Origin of the sequence: Acinetobacter sp. YH12068_T (assembly GCF_024606005.1) — a bacterium.
Taxonomy (GTDB): Bacteria; Pseudomonadota; Gammaproteobacteria; order Pseudomonadales; family Moraxellaceae; genus Acinetobacter; species Acinetobacter amyesii.
Genome location: NZ_CP094555.1, coordinates 280,167 through 305,099, shown reverse-complemented (window position 1 = coordinate 305,099; position 24,933 = coordinate 280,167). Strand labels below are relative to the sequence as shown.

22 protein-coding genes and 5 tRNA genes are annotated in these 24,933 nt (G+C 43.3%); 13 read left to right on the top strand and 14 right to left on the bottom strand.

From position 1 onward, the window contains the following. Nucleotides 1-311: 311 nt before the first annotated feature. The 12 genes from MST18_RS01450 to MST18_RS01395 all read left to right on the top strand — a co-directional run bounded on the left by MST18_RS01450 (nucleotide 312) and on the right by MST18_RS01395 (nucleotide 14,691). On the top strand, nucleotides 312-1,589 hold the full coding sequence (locus MST18_RS01450; protein WP_180133240.1) for an O-acetylhomoserine aminocarboxypropyltransferase/cysteine synthase family protein: 1,278 nt from the start codon (nucleotides 312-314) through the stop codon (nucleotides 1,587-1,589). A gap of 401 nt (nucleotides 1,590-1,990) precedes the next feature. Next, complete coding sequence (locus tag MST18_RS01445) at nucleotides 1,991-2,878, top strand: SDR family NAD(P)-dependent oxidoreductase (protein WP_180024275.1); 888 nt, start codon at nucleotides 1,991-1,993, stop codon at nucleotides 2,876-2,878. Between the two features lie 102 nt (nucleotides 2,879-2,980). Next, the gene (locus MST18_RS01440) at nucleotides 2,981-4,282 is read left to right on the top strand and encodes an NAD(P)/FAD-dependent oxidoreductase (protein ID WP_180133241.1); all 1,302 of its coding nucleotides are present in this window, start codon (nucleotides 2,981-2,983) and stop codon (nucleotides 4,280-4,282) included. A 96-nt stretch (nucleotides 4,283-4,378) separates the two neighbouring features. Next, a complete protein-coding gene (hisIE, locus tag MST18_RS01435; RefSeq protein WP_078189402.1) occupies nucleotides 4,379-5,161 on the top strand; it encodes a bifunctional phosphoribosyl-AMP cyclohydrolase/phosphoribosyl-ATP diphosphatase HisIE in 783 nt (260 codons plus the stop codon). Nucleotides 5,162-5,170: 9 nt separating this feature from the next. Beyond that, nucleotides 5,171-6,673 (top strand): UvrD-helicase domain-containing protein, encoded by a 1,503-nt coding sequence (locus tag MST18_RS01430; protein ID WP_111884125.1) that lies wholly within the window; start codon nucleotides 5,171-5,173, stop codon nucleotides 6,671-6,673. A gap of 46 nt (nucleotides 6,674-6,719) precedes the next feature. Next, nucleotides 6,720-8,123 carry an AAA family ATPase gene (locus tag MST18_RS01425; RefSeq protein WP_180133242.1) on the top strand — a complete coding sequence of 468 codons (1,404 nt, stop codon included), beginning with the start codon at nucleotides 6,720-6,722 and terminating at the stop codon, nucleotides 8,121-8,123. 343 nt (nucleotides 8,124-8,466) lie between these two features. Beyond that, nucleotides 8,467-11,307: a monovalent cation/H+ antiporter subunit A gene (locus MST18_RS01420; RefSeq protein ID WP_180133284.1), complete on the top strand. Its 2,841-nt coding sequence runs from the start codon at nucleotides 8,467-8,469 to the stop codon at nucleotides 11,305-11,307. A 1-nt stretch (nucleotide 11,308) separates the two neighbouring features. Beyond that, nucleotides 11,309-11,674, top strand: a complete 366-nt coding sequence (locus tag MST18_RS01415) for a Na+/H+ antiporter subunit C (RefSeq protein WP_078189407.1) — start codon at nucleotides 11,309-11,311, stop codon at nucleotides 11,672-11,674. Further along, the gene (locus MST18_RS01410; RefSeq protein ID WP_180133243.1) at nucleotides 11,674-13,482 is read left to right on the top strand and encodes a monovalent cation/H+ antiporter subunit D; all 1,809 of its coding nucleotides are present in this window, start codon (nucleotides 11,674-11,676) and stop codon (nucleotides 13,480-13,482) included. Before MST18_RS01415 ends, MST18_RS01410 begins: the two co-directional genes overlap by 1 nt. Before the next feature lies 1 nt (nucleotide 13,483). Next, nucleotides 13,484-14,005 carry a Na+/H+ antiporter subunit E gene (locus tag MST18_RS01405; RefSeq protein ID WP_111884121.1) on the top strand — a complete coding sequence of 174 codons (522 nt, stop codon included), beginning with the start codon at nucleotides 13,484-13,486 and terminating at the stop codon, nucleotides 14,003-14,005. Then, nucleotides 14,002-14,277, top strand: a complete 276-nt coding sequence (locus MST18_RS01400) for a monovalent cation/H+ antiporter subunit F (protein WP_078192553.1) — start codon at nucleotides 14,002-14,004, stop codon at nucleotides 14,275-14,277. The genes MST18_RS01405 and MST18_RS01400 overlap by 4 nt, the downstream gene beginning before the upstream one ends. Nucleotides 14,278-14,289: 12 nt before the next feature. Continuing rightward, a complete protein-coding gene (locus tag MST18_RS01395) occupies nucleotides 14,290-14,691 on the top strand; it encodes a Na+/H+ antiporter subunit G (RefSeq protein WP_180024269.1) in 402 nt (133 codons plus the stop codon). Here the strand turns inward: MST18_RS01395 and MST18_RS01390 are convergent. From MST18_RS01390 to tpiA, 14 genes are all read right to left on the bottom strand, one after another. Next, entirely contained in the window at nucleotides 14,657-15,160 is a 504-nt protein-coding gene (locus MST18_RS01390) for a hypothetical protein (protein ID WP_180133244.1), read from the bottom strand. The genes MST18_RS01395 and MST18_RS01390 overlap by 35 nt on opposite strands. After that, complete coding sequence (locus MST18_RS01385; protein ID WP_180024267.1) at nucleotides 15,085-15,306, bottom strand: hypothetical protein; 222 nt, start codon at nucleotides 15,304-15,306, stop codon at nucleotides 15,085-15,087. Before MST18_RS01385 ends, MST18_RS01390 begins: the two co-directional genes overlap by 76 nt. Beyond that, nucleotides 15,290-15,538: a hypothetical protein gene (locus MST18_RS01380; RefSeq protein ID WP_180024266.1), complete on the bottom strand. Its 249-nt coding sequence runs from the start codon at nucleotides 15,536-15,538 to the stop codon at nucleotides 15,290-15,292. Before MST18_RS01380 ends, MST18_RS01385 begins: the two co-directional genes overlap by 17 nt. A gap of 170 nt (nucleotides 15,539-15,708) precedes the next feature. Next, the gene (locus MST18_RS01375) at nucleotides 15,709-16,116 is read right to left on the bottom strand and encodes a ribosome-binding factor A (RefSeq protein ID WP_078189413.1); all 408 of its coding nucleotides are present in this window, start codon (nucleotides 16,114-16,116) and stop codon (nucleotides 15,709-15,711) included. Next, complete coding sequence (infB, locus tag MST18_RS01370) at nucleotides 16,116-18,809, bottom strand: translation initiation factor IF-2 (protein ID WP_111884116.1); 2,694 nt, start codon at nucleotides 18,807-18,809, stop codon at nucleotides 16,116-16,118. Before infB ends, MST18_RS01375 begins: the two co-directional genes overlap by 1 nt. Nucleotides 18,810-18,819: 10 nt before the next feature. Beyond that, entirely contained in the window at nucleotides 18,820-20,304 is a 1,485-nt protein-coding gene (gene nusA / locus MST18_RS01365) for a transcription termination factor NusA (RefSeq protein ID WP_078192558.1), read from the bottom strand. A gap of 35 nt (nucleotides 20,305-20,339) precedes the next feature. Further along, entirely contained in the window at nucleotides 20,340-20,864 is a 525-nt protein-coding gene (gene rimP / locus MST18_RS01360) for a ribosome maturation factor RimP (protein WP_078192559.1), read from the bottom strand. Between the two features lie 216 nt (nucleotides 20,865-21,080). Beyond that, nucleotides 21,081-21,157, bottom strand: a tRNA-Met gene (locus MST18_RS01355). Between the two features lie 90 nt (nucleotides 21,158-21,247). Further along, nucleotides 21,248-21,324, bottom strand: a tRNA-Met gene (locus MST18_RS01350). Between the two features lie 58 nt (nucleotides 21,325-21,382). Further along, nucleotides 21,383-21,459: transfer RNA gene (locus MST18_RS01345), tRNA-Met, on the bottom strand. Nucleotides 21,460-21,532: 73 nt separating this feature from the next. Beyond that, nucleotides 21,533-21,609, bottom strand: a tRNA-Met gene (locus MST18_RS01340). 48 nt (nucleotides 21,610-21,657) lie between these two features. After that, a tRNA-Leu gene (locus MST18_RS01335) sits at nucleotides 21,658-21,742 on the bottom strand. A gap of 52 nt (nucleotides 21,743-21,794) precedes the next feature. After that, on the bottom strand, nucleotides 21,795-22,124 hold the full coding sequence (secG, locus tag MST18_RS01330; RefSeq protein ID WP_078192560.1) for a preprotein translocase subunit SecG: 330 nt from the start codon (nucleotides 22,122-22,124) through the stop codon (nucleotides 21,795-21,797). Between the two features lie 13 nt (nucleotides 22,125-22,137). Continuing rightward, nucleotides 22,138-22,929 (bottom strand): triose-phosphate isomerase, encoded by a 792-nt coding sequence (gene tpiA / locus MST18_RS01325; RefSeq protein WP_180133245.1) that lies wholly within the window; start codon nucleotides 22,927-22,929, stop codon nucleotides 22,138-22,140. Between the two features lie 275 nt (nucleotides 22,930-23,204). On the opposite strand from tpiA, the gene pilB reads away from it, so the two are divergent. After that, nucleotides 23,205-24,914, top strand: a complete 1,710-nt coding sequence (pilB, locus tag MST18_RS01320; protein ID WP_180133246.1) for a type IV-A pilus assembly ATPase PilB — start codon at nucleotides 23,205-23,207, stop codon at nucleotides 24,912-24,914. Nucleotides 24,915-24,933 lie beyond the last annotated feature (19 nt).

The window sequence follows — 24,933 nt, the reverse complement described above, 5'->3', positions numbered from 1 at the left end:
CCTCAATAGTCAAAACATATAAGGAACAACACAAAGTTGTCCCTGCTCAATTGAGCGAAAAAATAATCGGCTATTATACGCATAAAGTCGTGAAAAAATAAGGTTTCGCACACGCCTTCAATGCATTGTTACAAGTTTAATGGCGAACAAAATTTAAACATGCGTTTTTAAGCATGATTTCGCTCATCTTTAGCTGAAAATTTTTCAACAATATGAATAATTATGATATTCATTTTATAAATAAAGCACTTTTATTCATATATATAAATGATAGACTATTTAAAAAATTAGCTCACTTAGATGATGTAATCATGACATATAAAGACGAAACTTTAGCAATTCACGCGGGGTATACCCCGGAAGCAACCACCAAAGCTGTTGCAGTTCCGATCTATCAAACCACCTCATATTCGTTTGATAACACGCAGCATGGTGCTGATTTATTTGACTTAAAAGTTCAGGGTAATATTTATACCCGCATTATGAATCCAACCACGGCGGTACTTGAACAGCGTGTTGCAGCGCTCGAAGGCGGTATAGGCGCACTGGCGTTGGCATCAGGTATGGCTGCCATTACATATGCGATTCAAACCATTGCTGAAGCGGGCGACAATATCGCTTCTGTTTCGACCCTGTACGGCGGCACATATAACCTGTTTGCCCACACCCTGCCGAAACAAGGCATTGAAGTTCGCTTCTTTGATTATCAAAACCCTGAAGCGCTGCGTAGCCTCATCGATGACAAAACCAAGTTGGTCTTTGTCGAATCTATTGGTAACCCATTGGGCAATATTATTGACCTCGAAGCAATTTCGAAAATTGCGCATGAATTTGGCATACCTGTAGTCGTAGACAATACTGTTGCCACACCTGTTCTGCAAAAATCATTTGAATTTGGTGCCGACATCGTGGTGCACTCACTCACAAAATATATTGGCGGTCATGGTAATTCGATCGGTGGCATCATCGTCGATAGCGGCAAATTTCCTTGGGGCAAATACCCTGAACGCTTTAAATCACTCAACACCCCTGATCCAAGCTACCACGGGGTCAATTATGTCGAAGCTTTAGGTGACGCAGCCTACATTGCCCGTGCGCGCGTGGTCCCACTGCGTAATACAGGCGCTGCGATCAGCCCGCATAATGTATTCTTAATCTTACAAGGTTTGGAAACCTTAAGCCTGCGCATGGAGCGTCATACTGAAAATGCGCAAAAAGTGGCGGAATATTTACAAGCGCATCCAAAAGTAAAATGGGTCAACTACGCTGGCCTAAAAGACCATCCTCAGCATGCTTTGGCGCAAAAATATGTCAAAGGCAAACCATCTGCGATTCTTTCATTTGGAGTTCAAGATGGCCTTGCAGGCGGCACGCGTTTCATCGATGCGTTGCAGTTATTTACTCGCCTTGTGAATATTGGTGATGCCAAAAGTTTAGCTTGCCATCCTGCGACCACGACACATCGCCAGCTCAATGAAGATGAACTCAAAGCAGCCGGTGTCAGCGTTGATATGGTTCGTTTATCGATTGGGATCGAGCATGCAGATGACTTGATTGCCGACTTAGAGCAAGCCTTAGCTGCTGTTTAAACCACAAGTGCACAATCCACAGGTCTTATTTTTAAGGCCTGTTTTTATTTCCATTTCAATTAAATAACCACCCCCACATTATCCGCCTTTCAATTTTGCGCATCTATGGCCCTGCTTCTATATTTATTTACAATTTTATTTATCTTGAAAATCGACTTTTTTACGTTGCAACGATGTGGATAAAAGCACTTCTCTTTCACATATTTATGTGTTAAAAAATGAGTAAATAGGGATTTTAATTTAGAGTAAAAACTCTAAATATTATTTTATTATCAATTACTTATCATATGGCTTTTTTTAAATAAAACGCTATCATACCGCTGACTTAAAACAGCCCTGCACATAGCATTGTCGGGCCGATAAATGAATACAATAAAACTGATTTAACAGGGAACCTCATCGTGAATTCAAGACTTGAGAAACGTTTCGTTGACCGTGTCAACGGCAAGACCATTTTAATCACCGGTGCATCAAGTGGTATCGGTTTAACCACAGCACATCGCCTTGCCAACGCAGGCGCACATGTTCTATTGGTTGCACGTACCAAAGAAACTCTTGATGCCGTAAAAGCTGAAATTGAAGCCACTGGCGGTAAAGCCGATGTTTTCCCATGTGACCTCAATGATATGGAATCCATTGATGCTGTGGCACAACAAATTCTCGCTTCCGTCGATCATATTGACATTTTAATTAATAACGCTGGCCGTTCTATTCGCCGTGCCGTGCATGAATCAACTGATCGTTTCCATGATTTTGAACGTACTATGCAGTTGAACTATTTTGGCGCGGTACGTTTGGTGATGAATTTACTGCCGAAAATGATGATTCGCCGTGAAGGTCATATCATCAACATCAGTTCGATTGGTGTATTGGCCAATGCAACGCGCTTCTCTGCGTATGTTGCATCTAAAGCCGCATTAGATGCTTTCAGCCGTTGCCTAAGTGCTGAAGTTCACTCGCATAATATTGCCATCACGTCGGTCTACATGCCATTGGTGCGCACGCCAATGATCGCCCCAACCAAAATTTATAAATATGTTCCAACGCTTTCTCCAGAACAAGCAACTGACCTGATTGCCTATGCCATCGTGAAACGTCCGAAGAAAGTGGCGACCAATTTGGGCCGTTTGGCTTCGATCACCTACTCCATTGCTCCTGACATTAACAATAAACTCATGTCGATTGGTTATAACCTGTTCCCAAGCTCTTCAGCGTCTATTGGTAAGCAAGAAAAACTCAATTGGGTACAAAAAGCATATGCTCGCCTATTCCCTGGTGAACATTGGTAAGACCTGATGCATCCCTAAAAAAGCCCTTATGAGGGCTTTTTTATTGGGTTTTATACGACAACTTTGCTACATTGGGCTGAGATAAAATCAACTTTTATAACAATGAAAACTCAAAATATTGCCATCATCGGTGCAGGTACAGCAGGATTAGCTGCTGCAGCAATGCTTGCTGCTCAAGGCCATCAGATCTGCTTATATGAAAAAGTCTCACAACTTGAACCTGTGGGTGCAGGATTATTATTACAACCTGCCGGCCTGGCAGTTTTCGAACATTTAGGCATTTTGGAACATGCCTTAAGCCTTGGCGCTGTGGTAACTGGTCTTGAAGGTCAACTGGCTGGCGGCGACTTGCTGATAAACAGTCATTATCGTCAAGCCGATGACCGTTCATATGGGCTCGGCATTCACCGTGCCACACTCTGTCATGTCCTCGCATCCAAAGTCGGTGAATATCCTCAACACGTTGAATGGTGCATGGCGCATGAAGTGCATGAACTTCAAGAATCCAGTGAGGGTATAAACGTAATTGGGCAGTTCGCAGATCAATCTTTTCAACGTCAGTTTGATCTCGTGCTGATTGCCAATGGTGCACGCAGCCATTTACGTCCTAAAGCGTGGGAAAAGCTCAACCAAGCCTATCCTTGGGGGGCGAAGTGGATCATCGTGCCTGAATGCGAAGTACTCAATCCGCAGATCTTGCATCAGTTCTATGACCGTTCCAATATCATGATGGGTGTGATGCCAACGGGAGCAATTCCAACACAGCCTGAACAGCGCCTTTCGAGCATTTTCTGGAGTCTGCCTACAGAAGATTTAGAGGGATTCTTAAAAACCAAGAACGCACAGCAGCAATGGTTGCTTGAAGTTTCAAAACGCTGGCCGAGTGTTGCAGAATGGTTAGCGCATGTGATTCCACATCCAGATGATCCGCAGCAATGGCTATCTGCCAATTATCGTGATGTGGTGCTGAGCAAACTTGGTGAAGGTCGTATCGGCATATTAGGCGATGCTGCTCATGCCATGAGTCCACAGCTTGGACAAGGCGCCAATATGGCTTTGCTCGATGCATGGGCCATCAGTCAAGCTCTGCTTCAATATCAACAGGACTCCTCACTGCAAAACCTCTGGCAGGAGTATCATCAGCTACGGTTGCCCTCCGTGCGATTTTACCAATTTTTTAGTCGCTTGCTGACTCCTTTTTATCAATCACATCATCGCTGGACAGCACCGCTCCGTGATTTTTCATTTCGTGCTATGTATCAGCTGCCGTTTTTCCGCAAAGAAATGGCGATTAGAATTTCCGGCTTAAAAACGGGTGCATTTGGGCAAATGAATTATGCTGACATTGCCCGAAAGCCTGCAGATGATTCTGCGGCTGAACTGCGCAATTTAAAATTTGATTAAGAATTAACTCCCCATCATTCTCTTGATGGCTTACACTATAGTGCTGCTCAAATGCTGCGGCATTTATTTTTTGATTTTTGAATTGGTGAAATCCTCATGAACAACCTGCAATGGCTCGATGAAGTAAAATTTAACGAACAAGGCTTAGTACCTGCTATTGCACAGCATCATCAAAGCGGGCGCGTATTGATGGTGGCATGGATGAACCGTGAAGCGTTGGCGCAAACTGCAGAAAAAAATCAGGCGGTGTACTTTTCACGTTCACGCAATAAGCTATGGCACAAAGGTGAAGAATCTGGCCATTTCCAAACCGTACATGAAATCCGTTTGGACTGTGATGCTGACGTGATTGTGCTACAAATTGAACAGCATGGCGGCATTGCCTGCCATACCGGCCGTGAGTCATGCTTCTACCGCAAGCTTACTGCCAATGGCTGGGAAATTGTCGATGCGCAATTAAAAGATCCGGCTGCAATTTATGGTGCAAAATCAGCAAATCCGCATACCCTTGCGATGAATGCATCCAATGCGCAATCTGAGCAAGTCGAAGTACTCGACTACTTAGGTAAAATGATGGCTGAACGCAAACAAGCTGATCCTGAGTCCTCTTATGTGGCAAAGCTTTACCATAAAGGCCTGAATAAAATTTTAGAAAAAATCGGTGAAGAAAGTGTTGAAACCATCATTGCCGCTAAAGATTTCAAAATCGAAGCCAATGAAGACAACAAAAACGATTTGATTTACGAAGTAGCAGACCTTTGGTTCCATACCATTGTGATGTTGGGTTATTTCGATATTGATCCTCAATTGGTACTTAACGAACTCGCTCGTCGTCAAGGCCTTTCTGGTTTGGTTGAAAAAGCCAACCGTCAGCACTAAGACGCAACCGTGCCAGATCTTAAAAAACCGACCGCGACCTATGAGCAGGCCACTGCCATAGATAACGCACGTCTTGGTAAATCATTTAAAGTGATTGCCTATGCTGGCACAGGTAAAACAACCACACTGCAAATGATCAGTGATGCCATGCCTCAGCGGCGTGGCATGTACTTGGCCTTTAACAAAGCCATTGCCACCGAAGCACAGAATCGTTTTCATCAAAATGTCGACTGTCGAACCTTCCACTCATTGGCTTATCGTAGTGTTCCACGTGGAGTGACTGACAAACTGCGTCTACCACGTTTAAGTCCGAGCTTTATTGCTAAAGAATATCGACTAGAACCGATCACCTTACGTCGTATGATGGGCGGTCGTTATGAAAAATATGTACTCATGCCTTCGCGTTTGGCAAGTCTGGTGGCAAACGCTGTCAGTTATTTCTGTTCGACCAGTTCGCAATACCCTGCCCCACGACATCTACAAGCACCGAGTTGGCTGCATCCGGACGATATCGAAAGCTTACAAAAGCATTTGTATCCTGCCATTGAACGTCGTTGGTTAGAGTCGATTGATCCGAATCATGCAGCAGGGATTGGACACGATATTTATTTAAAACTTTGGGCTTTGTCTGAACCGAATATTCCTGCGGATTATGTGCTGTTCGATGAAGCTCAAGATGCTGACCCGCTAATGCTAGGGATTTTACTGAAACAGCGGAATACTCAAGTCATCTATGTTGGCGATGCGCATCAACAAATTTATGCATGGCGTGGCGCAGTCAATGCCATGCAGCAACTCCCTTTACCCGAATCCCGTTTAACCACGTCTTTCCGTTTTGGTGAAGAAATTGCCTTGAACGCCAATGCTCTACTGGGCGCATTGAACGAAACCGTGCCTTTATTGGGTAATCCGCAGCTCAACTCTAAAGTGGTCAATAAACCACATACCAAGATGCGCGATGCCATTTTATGTCGTACCAATGCACGTGCGATGGAACTGTTATTGGCGGGTTTGGTTAAGGGCGAAAAAGTTAGCCTGCAAGCAGATCATGCGCGACTCAATCGTTTTGTCGATGCTGCAGCCATGCTCAAGCAAGGCAAGCGCGTAGTCGATGTCCCAGAGCTTGCGTGGTTTAACTCATGGCATGATGTGCATGAATATTGTGAAACCAACGACGGCAGCGATATTAAACCGCTAGTGAAGTTGGTCGATGACCACGGTACTGACCCACTGAAAAAGGCGCTGGCGAAAATCACCCCAATTGATCAAGCCGACTACATCATCTCGACCGCCCATAAAGCCAAAGGTTTAGAATGGGATCGGGTACATATTGAAGATGACTACCAATTTAAGCTCAACGATAAAGATTATAAAATTAGTGACGAAGAGTTACGGTTACTTTACGTGGCTTGCACACGTGCTAAAGTAAGTTTAAATATCCATCATATTTATGACTTGATGCAGCACTTAAAACGTCAAATGCCCAAATCTTTGGCACAAGCGGTCAGCTAGTATGATGAAAAAGGTGAATAAACAATAAATCAGTAAAAGGTGCACCATGAAATTACAATCGATCCAACTCAAGCACACCCTTCATTTTACTGATATCACCCTCAATTTTAATTACCACGATCTGCCGATCACCTTAATTTTGGGTGATCAAAGTTCTGGAAAAACCTCCCTACTACGCTTTAGTTATCAGGCCCTCACTTGGTTCGCTGCACGTTATAAAGATTTACGCACCGCAGGCGTGGTGATGCTCGATCAAGACATCATGTTAAATCGCCTGCAATCGAAACTTGATATTCAAGTCAGTTTTCCCGAAGACATTGGCTCATTTCAGCTTTCAAGTGATCAACAAGACCAAGACCCACAATGTTGTTCATGGCAATTGTACAAAACCTTAAACAGTCAAGGCGTCGGTCTCAGTAAGGCTGAAACACAGCAATTAGAATCGATGGTTGCGCTGTATCAAAAAGCCCTCAAAGCCGATCCGTTACAAGGGTTGCCACTCATTGCCTATTACCCTGCTGAACGTTTCGTCAACGATGTGAATATTCTCAATAAAAATAATCCTGCTATTTTTCAGCCTTCGCATGCTTATGAAATATCGGCCATTCCCTTTACCACGTTTATTCGTTTTTTTGAGTGGTTTCGAGAAATATCCGACATTGAAAATGCACAAAGTGCCGAATTAATTCAAAATTTATTACATCCTAAAACCCAAGCAGATATACCCAACGCATCAGACACGCCTCTTTTTGGGCATAAACTAGCACAAGCTCAGGCCGATCTACACGCGCCGTCACTCAGATCATTAAAACAAGCCTTAGAGACCGTGTTGCCCGAGGTAACCAATATTTATCTGCAATATCACCCCAAATTACAGTTAATGGTCTGCTATCAAGGCAAAGATATGTTGTTCCAACAGCTATCAAATAGTGTACGCAACCTTGTGGCCTTAATTGGTGATATTGTGCGTCGCCTCTGTCTGCTCAATCCTCATAGCTTATATCCGTGCCAAGAAGGTGACGGTATTTTATTGATCGACGCCATAGACCACCAACTCGATCAAAACATGACTCAAGTGATTTTAACCCGTTTAAATCAAGCGTTTCCACGACTCCAAATCATTGCCAGCGGCAACCGTCCTGAACTGATGGAACAGGCTTCTCGCTTTCAGTGCTTACAATTACAGAATAAAAAGCTCAGTGAAATTCAGCCTGAAAAACTACAAGAAACCTATGATCAAATTTATCAGCAGTTGCAACTCGGATCTAAACCATCGCTTCCACCTAAAACTGAAGAGACTGAATTAAATGAGCCGCTGAACCATCCGGATACCATCCAACACATGTTGCAATTAATTCAGACACAACTGACCGAGCAACAGCAACAAGAATTGGTTAGGGCTTTATCACAGCGAGGTGATCAGGACATTACGATCCAACCGCTGAGTTAAAAATACTGAGGTTGATTGACTGAGTGTAATCCATAGCCTCGATGTTTAAATATTCAGCAATAAGGCCGCAATAGATGTCTAGACAGTTTCGTCAGGCGTATAATGTGTAAGTGGGTCATAAAAAAGATTGATGTTGTTTTACGCATGTAATATGATCGGTTTTATTTGCAATTTTCATAGTAACATCGGAAATTGCTATCGCTTCACGAGTTGCGCAACACAGCTTGTTTTTAATTTTTTTTGACACACATGGCTTTCAAGATTGAATTTTTGGACTGCTCTTTGCTGTCCTGTAATCCTTGAAAGATGAAATACACCTAGGTTTCACCGCCTAATCATGACAATGGATACGAGTGTGCTACCGATTATTATATTGTTACCGTTAATACTAGGCACAACACTTGTCTCGTGGTTGAAGCAATTCTCTCGCGGGGTAACAGCTTTAGGGGCGATTGGCGTCAGCCTCAGCAGTTTAGTTTTATTATTGAGTCAGGCTCAAGATGTCTTTAATGGCAAAACCATCATTCAAACTTGGCCGTGGCTCACTCAAGTTGGCATTGATTTCAGTTTCCGTCTCGATGCACTGGGCTTGTTGTTCTCCCTGCTCATTACTGGGATTGGCACCTTAATTTATATCTATGCCTACTATTATTTAAGTCCAAAGAATTCGCTCAGTAAACTTTATGTTTTATTGATGCTGTTCATGGCTGCCATGCTCGGCATTTCATTGTCTAATAATTTAATTTTATTGCTTATTTTCTGGGAACTTACCAGCATTTCATCTTTCCTTTTGGTTGGTTATTGGAGTAATTACGACGCAGCTCAGCGTGGCTCTCGAATGGCTTTGACCATTACAGGTATGGGTGGTTTATGTATGCTGGGTGGTTTTGTTCTGTTGGCGCAAATCACGGGCACCTATCAGATTGATCAAATCCTAACGATGAGTAGCCAAATTCAGCAGCACTCGCTTTTTGTACCCACACTGCTATTAATATTAATGGGGGCATTTACCAAAAGTGCGCAGTTCCCTTTCCATTTTTGGTTGCCAAATGCTATGGCGGCACCGACCCCCGTCTCGGCCTATTTACACTCTGCCACGATGGTGAAAGCCGGAATTTTCCTGCTTGCACGCTTATTACCGATTTTTGTAGGCGCTGCGTTGTATCACAACTTGGTCACCTTTATTGGCTTATTTACCTTATATATGGCGGCCTTTTTTGCCATTTTCAAAGAAGATTTAAAAGGGCTTTTGGCCTATTCCACCATCAGCCATTTAGGTCTGATTGTTTGCTTACTCGGGATCGGATCTCCCCTCGCAGTTGCGGCTGCCATTTTCCATATCATTAATCATGCGACCTTCAAAGCAGCCCTATTTATGATCGCGGGGATTATTGACCACGAATCAGGCACACGTGATTTACGAAAACTCTCTGGTTTATGGCAATTACTTCCGTTTACCGCAACGCTAACCATGATCACTGCAGCCTCTATGGCAGGTGTCCCATTAACCAATGGTTTCCTCTCTAAAGAGATGTTCTTTACTGAGCTTTTAGCCAACCTGACTGGGCCTGTGATGATCGTATCAGCCATCATTGCCACCTTTGCCGGTATCTTTGCTGTCGCGTATTCAGTACGTTTAGTTCACGGGGTGTTTTTTGATGGTCCACTGGGGAAAGAAATTCCCAATAAAGAAGCACATGAACCACCGTTTGGTATGCGCGCACCAGCAACATTACTGGCTGCTTTATGTATTTTAGTTGGATTATTCCCTGCCCTATTGGTTGAGCATATAGTCAACAGCACAGCACGTGCGAGTATTCAAAACCCTGCGTTTGAAGGTACACATTTAGCGATTTGGCATGGTTTAAATGCACCGCTTTTGATGAGTGTAATAGCACTATTGGGTGGTTTAATTTTCTACTTCGCATTGGCAAAGGGCGGCAAATTACGGCGGATCGACTTAGATCCATTTTTGGGTCGTTTGCAAGGTAAAGTGCTGTTCGACTTATTTTTAAAATATCTTTTACTCAGCTCAAGAAAATTCCGTCGCTTTACTGAAAATGGCAAATTACAAAGCTATTTATTGTGGATTTTAATCTTTAGTGTAGCCATCGTCATCGTTCCATTTTGGCTGCAAGGCATCGGCACAGGCAGTCGTGAACTGGTACATGCACCGGTCATCGCAATCGTTCTGTGGCTATTATTATTCTCTGCATGTTGGATGATGCTTTGGTTCCACCATGAACGGATTAAAGCCGTCCTCATCAGTGGTGCAGTCGGTCTAGTTGTGACCATGGTATTTATCTGTTTCTCCGCTCCAGATTTGGCGTTGACACAGATTACTGTTGATGTGGTGACCACCGTGCTCTTACTCATGAGCTTATCGTTATTACCACAGCTCACCCCTTATGAGTCGAGCGTGTCACGTCGTTGGCGAGATGCATTGATTGCGATTATTGTAGGTCTAGGGATCGCATGGATTTCATGGTTGATCATGACCCGTGATCATAACTCCATTTCATGGTTCTTCATGCAGCAGTCTATCCCACTTGGTGGTGGTACCAATGTGGTCAACGTGATCTTGGTGGACTTCCGTGGTTTCGATACCTTTGGTGAAATTACCGTACTTGGAATTGCTGCAATTGGTACGCTATGCATGATGGATGGTATGCGTGCTCATGGCACCACCATTACGCAAGGTCTGACCTATCGTTTTAATCCGTCGCCACTGATGTTCCGTATTACCTCATCTTGGATTTTGCCTTTGGCCTTGGTGATCAGTCTGTATATTTTCCTACGGGGTCATAACTTACCTGGCGGTGGCTTTATTGCAGGTTTAATTACCTCTTTAGCCTTAGTGATTCAATATATCGCGCTCGGTCAAGACCGTGCTGAACAATTGATTGGTGCAAAATCAGGTCGCTTATATGAAGTGTGGATTGGTATTGGTTTAACCATTGCGGGTTTGACAGGGATCGCTGCTTGGCTATGGGGCCGCCCATTCCTGACCAGTGCTCATATCTATGTCTCACCACCCATTTTAGGTGAAATGCACCTTGCCTCCGCTGCCCTCTTCGACACAGGTGTCTACATCACTGTTGTGGGTGCGACGATGTTAATGATTTCCGTCTTAGGCGACTCGCGTCACTCGAGTATGTCTGGTCCAGTTCCAAGAGGCGAATAAGATGATTAGTTTAGAATTTTTACTCGCTTCAGCCATTGGCTTACTGACCGCAACAGGGGTATACCTGATTTTGCGGGCACGTACCTTTCCTGTCGTGCTGGGTTTAGCCATGATTGGCTATGCTGTGAACTTATTTTTATTTGTCATGGGACGTATTCATGTCAACGCACCGGCTGTGTTAACGGAAACAACCAAAGCGACCGATCCTTTACCACAAGCCTTGGTCCTAACCGCCATTGTGATTGGCTTTGCGACCACTGCGTTTATCGTACAATTGGCTCTGCGTAGCCGCTATGAAACCGGAACAGATCATGTGGACTCCAAAGAAGAAATACCGCAAATTGACCCGCGGGAGGATGAGCCATAATGCATGACTTCATCCAATTTTGGACTACCCACAGCCCGATTTTCAGTATTTTAATTCCTGCAATTACTGCATTTATTTTAGTCCTGTTGGGCAACCCCGGCTCTGGCTCGTTGGCACATGACTGGCGACAACCTTGGCGTCGTGGAATCAGCTATGTTTCTGGCATCCTTGGGCTGATCACATCTATCAGTTATTTGATGATCGCCAGCTCTGGCCAAGTCTTGGTTTATAACCTGAGTGAATGGGCCGCACCGTTTGGTATTGTCTTAGTTCTAGATCGACTCTCAGCATTCATGTTGGTGCTGACTTATGGTCTTGCTGTGCCAGTGATGTGGTTTGCCAGCAAAGAATGGGATGAGCGTGGTCGTTATTTCCATGCCATGTGCCATTTCTTACTGATGGGTTTGTGTGGTGCATTCCTAACAGGCGATTTATTTAACCTATTTGTCTTCTTTGAAATCCTGTTGATGGCATCGTACGTTTTGCTCTTACACGGCCAAGGCAAAGCACGTTTTCAATTGGGTATTCATTACGTCACCATTAACCTATTTGCCTCTGCTCTCTTCCTGATCGGACTCGGGATGATTTATGGCAGTGTAGGTAGCTTAAATATGGCAGATGTTGCACGACTTATGCCTTTGCTTGAAGCGGATCAACATCGTATTGCTGTAGCTGGTGCATTGTTACTGTTTACCGTCTTTGGCATCAAGGCAGCAATGCTGCCTGTAGGGTTCTGGTTACCAAAGACCTATGCTGTGGCAACCACTCCTGTCGCAGCCTTGTTCACCATTATGACCAAGGTCGGCATCTATGCCATTCTCCGTGTTAATGGCACTGTGTTTGACGATGGGATTAGCCGTGAAATCTTACAGCAGTGGCTATTACCGATTGGTTTAGTGACGTCGCTCTATGGTGCTTATGGTGCAATCGGAACGGATCGTTTACGTCGTTTTGTCGGTTTTATGATTTTGTCTTCTATCGGTACAATATTGGTTGCGATTTCACTCTTTAATACGGATGCATGGGCTGCAGGACTTTATTACCTGATTCACAGTACCATTATTGGTGCAGCTTTTTATATTCTATCGGGTTGGATTACCTCACAACGCGGCGAATTTAAAGATCATTTTAAACTTGCGCCCCGCATGAAACAGCATAATACAGTTGCTGTCTGCTATTTCATCATTGCGTTGATGATGGCTGGTCTACCACCATTTAGCGGCTTTTTGGGTAAAGTATTTATCTTACAAGCAACAGCCAATTCACCTTACCAAATCATGATTATTTTAATTGTTTTGTTGGTGAGTTTACTCAGTATCATGGCATTTACCCGCGCTGGTTTTGTACTTTTCTGGCGTTCATCTCGTCCAGAAGATGATATTGATACTGAAGAATATCAACGTTATCAGGCTTTGCCGAATAAGGCTCCGCTACGCAATGACAAGACCATTTATCTACTATTAACAGCGCTTGTGGGATATATGGTCTTTGCTGCACCAATCTATGACTATACCTACAAGACTGCGCAGCAAATTCAAGACAACCCATTATATGAATCGTTGCTATTGAAAAAGGATAAAGAAGGTCAAATTATCAGTGTTCAACCTTATGATCCTGAAAATTTACCTGAAACCAAATATGGTGGCGAATCAGCGGATCCAAATGCACACCTCATCCCTGCATTGATTGCGCCTGAAACCCTAAATGGCGAACATATTTCTGAATATAAGCGACGCCAAATTCAGGGACAGCAACAAGAAGAAAAATTGCCTGAAGAGACCCAGCTGAAACCAATGGAGGTGCCTTAACATGGCGACACTATCTTTATTTAATCGCTGGTTTCCGCATCCTTTGGTATCAGTCATGGTTGGTCTGAGCTGGGTGATGTTAGCGCACAGTTTAGATGCAGCCACACTATGCATGGCCTTGGTTTTAGCAATTGTTATTCCGCGAATGGTTCGCCCTTTTATTGATCGAACACCGAATATCAACTGGCTGGCAGCATGTAAATTATTCTTTGTGGTGTTATGGGATATTATTGTCAGTAATATCCATGTTGCAAAACTCGTCCTTGGTCCGACACATAAATTGCATCCGAAATGGTTCCGTGTTCCTCTCGATACACAGCATGAAGAAGTCAATTCTCTGCTTGCGATGATCATCACCACGACACCCGGTACGGTGTCTGCCGGAATTGACCAAGACCGTGGTGATATTTTGGTCCATGCTCTGAGCACGGATGATCCTGAAGCAGAAATTCAAACCATTAAAGAGCGCTATGAGCGCCCTCTCATCCTTATTTTTGGCGCTGATACAGGAGAGTCTGCATGACAATTTTACCTTATGCGCTTGGCATTTGTTTAGTTGCGGTGACGATCTCGATGTTACTGTGCCTCATCCGCTTGGTGATGGGACCCTCAGTTGTGGACCGACTACTTGCTTTAGATACTTTGTTCTTAAATGCCACCTGCTTAATCGTCATTTTAGGTATTTATTGGGCAAGTACATCAATGTTTGAAGGGGCTTTATTGGTTGCCATGCTGGGGTTTGTATCTACAGCTGCTTTAGCGCGTTATTTCACTACTGGCCACGTCATCGACTAGGAGTCCTTTAATATGCAATTAGTCATGGAAATTTTGGTCTCGATTTTTTTGGTGATTGGCGCTTTTTTCATGTTGGTCGGCGGTATTGGCATGGTTCGCCTACCCGACTTATTTATGCGACTGCACGCACCGACCAAATCGAGCACCTTAGGCTTAGGAAGTTTTCTAATTGCTGCAATTATTTATGCAGCATTTCAAGGCCGTTTTGGATTTGCAGAAATCCTGATCACGCTTTTTGCTTTTATCACTGCACCGGTTTCTGCAAACCTCATGGCACAAGCGGCATTACATTTACGACTGCGCTCGATGAGTGGTGATGCACCAGAAGCTCTGAATCGCCCTCTTCCTTGGCAGCGAACTCGGCGCCGTGCATTTCACTCTAAACTCCATTCAAAACCGGAGGATCTGGATTAAATCTAGATCCAGTTTGATTATCCCTTATAGCCCAAAAGTCTTTAATTTTCATCCATAATTTCTCAATTACATTCCCTTGAGCCATATATTGCAAACGTTTTTGGTTATAAGGTGTTTTTTTTAAACCATACTGCCTAGCTAAATCAATCAGTAAGTTAGTCTCAAAACTACTTTGAAAATTGTTATACCAGCCAGGCTGATTCTGGCTCATCTCAAGATTCGCCAATTCATAAAACAGCTGTGCCATCACGGCATCCTGTCTTGAAACAAAATTCTTCCGCTCACTGATTTGTAAGCTGACCTGTTCTCGTATGGCATCGTATTCCGCTGTTGTGGGTTTGCGCTGATCACTCCAATGTCCATCAGGAACATAGCCTGTTACATAATATACATTCAACAATAGATATTCATGAAAATATTTTGCTGTCGCACTTTTTCTTTGGCTGTTAAAATATTCAGATGAATCCATTCACTGCCAAGATGTATCGATGGATCACGCTTCATACCTTCTGCAATCCAATTTTTGGCCAGTTTAATATTGCCGATCAACTCATAAGCTGTGCCTAAATTCACTGCCGTCTTCGGTAAACTTGGATGCTCAATTTCCAATTGCACGTAAAACTTTAATGGCTAAATCGTAACGGCCTGCGTAGATCTGATGTACGGCATAATCATTTTCTGCCTGATAGTCTATTGGGCTAGGATGCCTTGATACAAAGTTATTCAATTTCTCGTCATGATGTTCTTCGCGTTGATTTTCTTTTTGTGAATCAGATGTATAAAAATCTTCTACATAGGTATTTAAACATGCCCAACTTGGCATAGTAATAAATAATGCGCTACTCAAAAGGATTATTTTTTTCAATTCATTATTTTACAGATTGGCGGATTAAATATCATGTTCGACCTGTCTTTCATTGGCATATTATAATTTTAAAGTGATTGAGTTTTTAAATTACCGTTATTCAAACATAAAAAAGCCACCCAAAGGTGGCTTTTTTCATTCAGCAAACTGAATTATTCATCATCTTTTTTTGCTTCGTCAGTAGGAGGTAAGTCCTTGACTGCTTCCGCAATTAGACCAAACATATAGTTGCCATAAGCATTTGTTTTGTCGTAATGGAAACGCAAACGTGGCGTAATACGTGTTTTGATACGACGGCTTAGTTCATGACGCAAGAAACCAGATGCTTTATTCAAGACATCTAAAGTCTCTTTATTTGCGGCTTCACTTTGCTCATCGCCTAGCTCACGACCCATTACAGTCACATAAACTTCGGCATATCCTAAGTCTGGGCTCACCTTCACGGCAGAGATGGTCACGAGACCACCTAAGCGTGGATCTTTCAGCTCCTGACGGATCAGTTCTGACAACTCACGTTGTACTGTATCCGCCATACGCTTCAGACGTTGACTACCCGCCATTAAAGACTCCGTTTAATTAATTGAACATCGTACACTTCAATCTTATCTTGTGCTTTGATGTCTTTATAGCCTTTCACCGCAAGACCACATTCCATACCGGCACGAACTTCTTCAACCACATCTTTGTAGCGACGAAGAGATTCAAGCTCGCCTTGGAATACCACCACGTCATCACGTAATACGCGAATCGGTTTATTACGGTGTAATGTACCTTCAAGTACCATACAACCTGCAGCAGCACCGAATTTACTTGAGTGGAACACTTCACGTACTTCAGCAACACCCAGAATTGTTTCACGGTGTTCAGGCGCCAATTTACCGCTCATCGCATCTTTCACATCATCAATTAATTGATAGATGATCGAGTAGTAACGAATGTCGATACCATCAGCATCAGCTTTTTGACGTGCAGTATTATCAGCACGTACGTTAAAGCCGAGAAGAACCGCTTCTGAAGATTCAGCAAGTGTTACGTCAGACTCAGTGATCGCACCAACACCTGAACCAATAATACGTACTTTCACTTCATCAGTTGCAAGTTCAGCAAGTGCAACGTGTAATGCTTCCAAAGTACCACGTACGTCTGTTTTCAATACCACGTTGACAATAGGCACATCTTTCTTGCCCATAGACGCCATGATATTTTCAAGACGCATCGCAGATTGACGTTCAAGACGTTTTTGACGTTCACGATCCATACGCGCATCAGCAACTTCACGTGCTTTTTTCTCGTCATTTACAACAAGAACTTCATCACCTGCCATTGGCGCTTCTGGTAGACCCAAGATTTCCACAGGAATCGAAGGACCAGCAGATTTAATACGTTGACCATTTTCATCTGTCATCGCACGTACACGACCGTATGACGAACCTGCAAGAACAAGGTCACCCACTTTCAATGTACCGTTTTGAACAAGAATCGATGTTACCGCACCACGCCCTTTGTCTACACGTGCTTCAATTACAACACCTTGTGCTGCACCCTCTTCAGATGCTTTAAGCTCAAGAAGTTCGGCTTGAATTGAGATCAAGTCTAGAAGCTCGTCGATACCTGCACCGCTGTGCGCAGAAACCATTGCTACTGGAACGTCACCGCCCCATTGCTCAGGTACGATTTCTTTCGTCGTCAACTCATTCAATACGCGATCTGGATCAGCAGACTCTTTATCCATTTTGTTGATAGCAACAATAATTGGCGTACCTGCTGCACGTGCATGGTCAATCGCTTCCGCAGTTTGTGGCATAACACCATCATCTGCTGCAACAACCAACACTACGATATCTGTAGATTTCGCACCACGTGAACGCATTGCAGTAAATGCTGCGTGTCCCGGTGTATCTAAGAAAGTAATAATACCTTTTTCAGTTTTCACATGGTAAGCACCAATATGCTGTGTGATACCACCTGCTTCACCTGCAGCCACTTTAGAGCGACGAATACGGTCAAGAAGTGATGTTTTACCATGGTCAACGTGACCCATAATTGTCACAACTGGCGGACGAGTGGTTTGGACACCACGCGCTTCTTCAGCTGCTTCAAGTAAGTTGTCTTCTGCTTGTGTATCCGAAACAAGTACTGGATTGTGACCCATTTCTTCAACAACAAGTGCTGCAATTTCTTGATCAATCGCTTGGTTTTGAGTAACCAATTCGCCCATTTTCATGAGTGATTTGATAACTTCGCGAACTTTAACCGCCATTTTCGCAGCCAAGTCAGCAACAACAATCGTTTCACCAATTTCAACATCATAAACTTGTTTTTTAACTGGTTTTTCAAAGCCATGCTTGTTCGCTTGACTTGTTTTTAAACCACGTTTATGTGAGTTATCACGGAAAGATTGCTCTTCGCCACGACGACCACCTTTTTTAGGTGAACGTGAATTGTTGGTATTGGTACCACGTTTAATTTCACGGTCTTCTTTCGCAAATGAATCTTCATATGCCTGACCTACAAGGCCGGCAGCAAGCGGAGAATCATCTACAACACGAATGGTCGCAGTAGTGTCTTCGTTAGAATACTTAGACGCCATTTGACGCATTTGCTCAAGCGTACGTTGTTGCGCTTCTTCAGCGGCTTTACGACGCGCCGCTTCTTCTACAGCTTTCAATTGTGCTGCTTGAGCTTCACGTGCTTTTTTCTGTTCTAGAGTTTCAACAGGTTTTGTAATTGGCTTGTTGTTTGACTTACGTTTTACAACAACCGCAGCTTTCGGTGTTTCTTGCTTCGCATGTTCTTGCTTCGCAGCAGCACGCATTGCTTCTAAAGCTTGTTTCGCTTTAGATACTGGTTGTTGCTTCGGTTCTTCAGCTTTCGCTTCAACCTTAGGTTCCTGTTTACGTGCTTGTTGGTCAGCTTGTGCTTTCGCTAATGCTTCAGCTTTAATTTGCTCAGGATCCGGTTTAACAAATGTATGTTTCTTACGAACTTCTACATTAATCGTTTTTGCCTTGCCCGATGTACTCGCCACTTTAGCAGTACTGGTAGTTTTACGTTTCAACGTGATTTGTCCTGCATTGCCCGCATCCTGACCATGAACTTTTTTCAAATGGTTAACGAGGGCATTTTGTTGTTCAGTGGAGATAATATCGTCAGGTTTAGTTTGTGGTAAACCCGCATCACGAACCTGTTCCAGCAGCTTCTCAACTGGACGACCCACGCTGAGAGCTAACTCCTTAATCGACTTGTCCGTCATATATTACCTCCTAGTTAAACCATGATTCGCGCGCTTTCATAATAAGTTGACCTGCTTTTTCAGCACCTAAACCTTCGATATCAGAGATATCGTCAGTGGCTTGATCTGCAAGATCATCTACAGTTACCACACCGCGAGCGGCAAGCGCATATGCGATTTCTTTAGTCACGCCTTCCATTGCAGCAAGCTCTTCGCTTGGCTCTTGGATGTTTTCTTGTTGCTTCAATGCATCAGCCAATGCAATTTCTTTTGCACGACCTTGTAGCATTTCAACAGTTTCAGCATCAAGTTCGATCTCATCGAATGTTTCCGCAGGAACATACGCGATTTCTTCTAATGATGTGAAACCCATTTCAACCAACGCCATCGCTAAGTCTTCATCAATATCTAGACGTGTAACAAACATATCTAAATATTGTTGCGCTTCGTTTTGTTGGCGTGCGTGATATTCTTCTTCAAGCATCATATTGAGCTTGTAACCAGTCAATTCAGATGCTAAGCGTACGTTTTGACCTTGAGAGCCAATTGCACGTGCTAACTGATCACTCGTTGCAAAAATAATATCTGCAGTACGTTCTTCTTCATCAATCACGATACCTGATACATCAGCAGGCTCTAGAGCACTTGCAATGTACTGTGCCGCGTCATCAGACCAAACGACTACATCAATACGCTCACCATTTAACTCTGATTGAACTGCTTGGATACGTGTACCACGCATACCAATACATGCACCTACAGGATCAATACGGTGATCGTTTGTTTTCACAGCGATTTTAGCACGAACGCCAGGTTGGCGTGCAGCAGCCTTAATCTCAATGATTTCTTCAGCAATTTCAGGAATTTCTTTCTTCATCAATGCAATAAGCATTTCTGGTTTAGAACGAGAAAGTAATAACTGAGCACCACGGCCTTCACGGTTTACGTTAAACAAAATCGCGTTTACACGTTGTTTAGGACGTAGAATTTCTTTAGCGATCATTTCTTCACGCGCAAGATATGCTTCTGCATTGTCACCTAAATCAATGATAAAGCCATCTTTGGTTTGTTTTTTCACTTCACCGTAGATGAGTTCACCAACTTTAGATTCGTAAGCATCTGCAATTAGCGCTCGCTCTGCTTCACGAATTTTTTGAACAATCACTTGTTTCGCAATTTGTGCCGCAATACGACCGAAATCAATCGATTCAACTTCAAGTTCACGGATATCCCCAATTGCCCATTTTGCAGGATCTACATCAGAGATCGCATCTTGGCATGCTGGCATTTCGTGATCTTCGTCGGCAACCACTTCCCATTGACGGAAAGTACGGTAATCACCAGTACGACGGTCGATTTCTACACGTAGACGAGCTTCTTCCGAGTGAGTTCCCTCGTAGAATTTCTTCTTAGTCGCTGCAACTAAAGCTTGTTCAAGCGCTTCAAAAATTGCATCACGACTTACACCTTTTTCGTTACTAACCGTTTCTACTACGGTAAGAATTTCACGAGCCATAAGTCACCTATTCGTTCAGATTCTTATTTATTAAATTAATCTTGGAAAACCAGATTTGCTTTATCAATATTGTGGCTGTCAATATCCAACACTTGTTGCTTTTCAACTTCAACCTGAATCATTTCGTTCTCAAGGTCTACGTTTACAAGTTTGGCTTGGAATTTACGACGATTATCTACAGCACTGATCAAACGCAAAGCGACTTGCTGACCAATGTATGCCGTCATTTGTTCCAATTTAAAGAACTGACGATCCCAACCTGGAGATGACACTTCCAATGCATATTCGCCTGAAATTGGATCATGTACATCCAACATCGCACCCACTTGCTGAGTGACACGAACACAGTCCTGCACGCCGATACCACGGCCTTGCTCAACTTCGCCATCTTCATTGATGACAGGTTCTGCATTTTCATCAACTTCACGGTCGATATAAATACGTAACAGTGAACGTTTTCCTTGAGGTTGGAAATCAATCCCCCAAAGTTCTACATCACATGCTTGCACCGCTGGGGCAATTAAGTCCTGAAGTGCTTGAGTTTTATTTGATAGCTTCATTTACTCTCGTCAAATTTGTGCGATTCGATGGTCGAAATGACCACTACAGACCAATACGAAACTATAGTAGTAGTGAAACATGACGGTTTGACCAAAATACTGTCGACACTACACGATAGCCAATAAAAAAGGGCGTAAATCGCCCCATTATTACACAGAAAACCATAGTCCACTGTGCAAAAAGGCCCACCTAGTTGTGAGCCTCTTTTAGAAACTTGGTAGCGGGAGCTGGATTTGAACCAACGACCTTCGGGTTATGAGCCCGACGAGCTACCAGACTGCTCCATCCCGCATCAACATGCAAAAATTATATACAATTTCTTGGTCATTTTCAATCTAAAACAACCTGAAGAATTGCCCTACTGAGTTGCATCTCAGAGGATTGGTAGCGGGAGCTGGATTTGAACCAACGACCTTCGGGTTATGAGCCCGACGAGCTACCAGACTGCTCCATCCCGCATCAACATCACAATGACTTTCAGATAAACTGCTTATATAGATTGTGTGCTATATAAGATTGGTAGCGGGGGCTGGATTTGAACCAACGACCTTCGGGTTATGAGCCCGACGAGCTACCAGACTGCTCCACCCCGCATCAATATGCAAATAATTTTCTCAGCTTTAAAAGCTGTCCATTTAAAAGTTTGCATCTTAAAAATAGAATTGATTGGTAGCGGGAGCTGGATTTGAACCAACGACCTTCGGGTTATGAGCCCGACGAGCTACCAGACTGCTCCATCCCGCATCAACAGAGTTTTGCTGCATACACCAACTTATGTTCTGGATTATAAGTTGGTGCGGAAGGGGGGACTTGAACCCCCACGCCCGAAAGCACTACCACCTCAAGGTAGCGTGTCTACCAATTCCACCACCACCGCAGCTGTGACGCATTCTAGTCGCAACACGTCAAAAAAGAAAGCTCTAAATAAATTATTCAGCGCTTTTTGGTGCAGTTGGCGAAGTTTCAGCCGATTTTGCAGGCGCAGTCGGTACTGAAGAAATCGCATTCAGACTATAAGCATCTGTCGTTTGTTTCTTTGCAAACACAGCAAGTGTCAAGCTCGTAACGAAGAACAAAGCCGTTAAAATCGCAGTCAAACGGGTCATAAAGTTACCCGAACCCGATGCACCAAATACAGTTGCAGCACCGCCGCCACCAAAAGATGCACCCGCATCTGCGCCTTTACCATGCTGAACTAAAATCAGCACGATCATTAAAATCGCTAAGATAATATGTACCACCAGCACAAACGTATGCATGCTGAACTCCTAATTATTTTGTATTTGCAAATGCTTGAGCAATTTTATAAAACGACTCTGCATTTAATGATGCGCCACCGACCAGCGCACCATTGATATCCGGACAGGCTGCCAACTCTACTGCATTTTCAGGTTTTACACTACCACCATAAAGAATCGCAGTATGAAGTCCCATTGGGGTGATTTGGCTTAAACCTTCACGAATTTTAGCGTGCATCGCTTGCGCATCTTCAGGTGACGCTGTTTTACCTGTGCCAATGGCCCAAATTGGCTCATAAGCTACCACAACTTGTTTCCACTGCTCTGCTTGTACAACAGCAGCAATATCACATATTTGTTGTAACACAATCTGTTCTGCTTGGCCGCTTTCACGTTGTTCTAAGCTTTCACCCACACAATAAATCACAGTCAAACCTGCGTTTAATGCATTTTTTACTTTTTCATTAATGATATGCGGTTGATCAGCGAATATTTCACGGCGTTCCGAATGACCAATCAGTACAAATTCAACACCATAATCTTTTAATAGCTCAGCACTGAGTTCACCCGTATATGCACCTGTACCTGCAACGCGAGAAACGTCTTGTGCAACGGTTATGATGTTACGGCTAGCTTGTGTTAATTCATTTTGCACCGTGGTCAGAGCAATAGCTGTTGGTGCAACCCCAATATGACATGCCGCTTCAGCAATATTTTGTTCATCTAATAATTGCTTAAAATTCTTAAGAAGTGCGCCAGCATCGGCTTGCAATGGGTTCATTTTCCAGTTACCCACTACCCAAGGCGTAATCGTCGAACCCGACATATTTATCCCACATGACAAAGATGAAATCGGGCACATTCTACACGTAATTCATAATTTTGAAGATAAATTTCAACACATTTGCATCTTCGAAGCACACCAGTCATTCCAAGATCTTCACTTTTCTGTAAAAAAATTAAGCAGATTTAAGGACTGGTTCATGCTTTTTACCAATTCTTAGCTAGTGACAACACTTTAAGATATGGTATTTTTGTGCAACAAAAGTATAATTTTGCTATACCAATTATAAACAGACTGAAGCATAGGCAAGTAAAAGCATGACAGCAGTTCAAGGTTCTTCAAGATTTACGGGGTTTATTCGTCGCTTAGTTGACGAAGGGCATCTGTCTGCCGAAAAAATGCAAGCAGCGCTGCAAAATTCAAAAAAGGCTCATCAAGATATCGTGCCGCATTTGATTCAGGAATATCGCCTTTCAGCACGCCTGATCGCAGAAACCATCTCGATAGAGTTCGGTGAACCGGTTTTTGATATTTCAACTTATGATACGTCTTTAATTATACGTGATGAATTTGAAGATAAACTCATTACCAAGCATCGTATTTTGCCTATTTTTAAACATGGCAATTTATTATTCGTTGCGATCAGTAATCCCACCAATATTGAAGCAGTAGATGCCATCCGATTTGGTAGTAAGCTAAATACCGAAACAATTATTGTTGAACATGACAAACTTGAAAAGTTAATTGAGCAGAACTTCGCTGAAGAAAGTACTTTTGAGTTTGATGATGACTTTGATCTTGATTTAGATAGTGAAACACCCGATCCATCTCAAGAAGATGAAGATGAGGTAACGGGTGATGAAGCGCCGATTGTTAAGTACATCAATAAACTACTAGTCGACGCCATTCGCATGGGTGCATCCGACTTACATTTCGAACCCTATGAAAAGTCTTACCGCGTCCGCTACCGTGTCGATGGCGTGTTAAGAACAATTACTAATCCGCCCTTGCAGCTCGCGACTCGACTTGCTTCGCGTTTAAAAGTCATGTCACAAATGGACATCTCGGAAAAGCGTATACCTCAAGACGGTCGTATCAAGTTAAAACTGTCAAAGAACAAAGCTATCGACTTCCGTGTGAACTCTTTACCGACATTGTTTGGTGAAAAACTTGTTCTACGTATCCTTGATCCATCTAGTGCGATGCTAGGAATTGATGCGTTGGGTTATGAACCTGATCAAAAAGAACTGTTCATGCAGGCTTTAGAAAAACCACAAGGCATGCTGCTCATTACCGGTCCAACGGGTTCCGGTAAAACCGTATCTCTATATACAGGTCTAAATATTCTCAACCGTGAAGATACCAACATTTCAACGGCCGAGGATCCTGTGGAAATTAACTTAGAAGGGATCAATCAGGTCAACGTAAATAATAAAGTCGGCCTCACCTTCTCTGCAGCCTTAAAATCATTCTTACGTCAAGACCCTGATATTGTGATGGTCGGTGAGATTCGAGATTTAGAAACGGCTGAAATAGCAATTAAAGCGGCTCAAACAGGTCACATGGTGATGTCTACACTGCACACCAATAGTGCACCTGAAACACTGACACGCTTACGCAATATGGGCGTGCCTTCATTTAACATCGCGACATCCGTAAACCTTGTCATTGCGCAGCGACTTGCACGACGCTTATGTTCACAATGTAAAGAAACAGTAGACGTACCAAAACAAAGTCTATTGGAGCTTGGTTTTACCGAAGATGATTTAAATACACCAGAATTCCAAATATACCAGCCTGTGGGTTGTGCCGAATGCCGTGAAGGCTATAAAGGTCGTGTGGGTATTTACGAAGTCATGAAAGTGACACCTGAAATTTCAAGAATTATTATGGAAGACGGCAATGCCTTACAAATTGCCGAAGCTTCAAATCAAGCAGGTTTCAACAATTTACGCCGTTCAGGCTTAATTAAGGTCATGCAGGGGGTGACTTCACTTCAAGAAGTCAATCGTGTGACCAGTGAGTAAGTGAATTAGTATTTAAAAA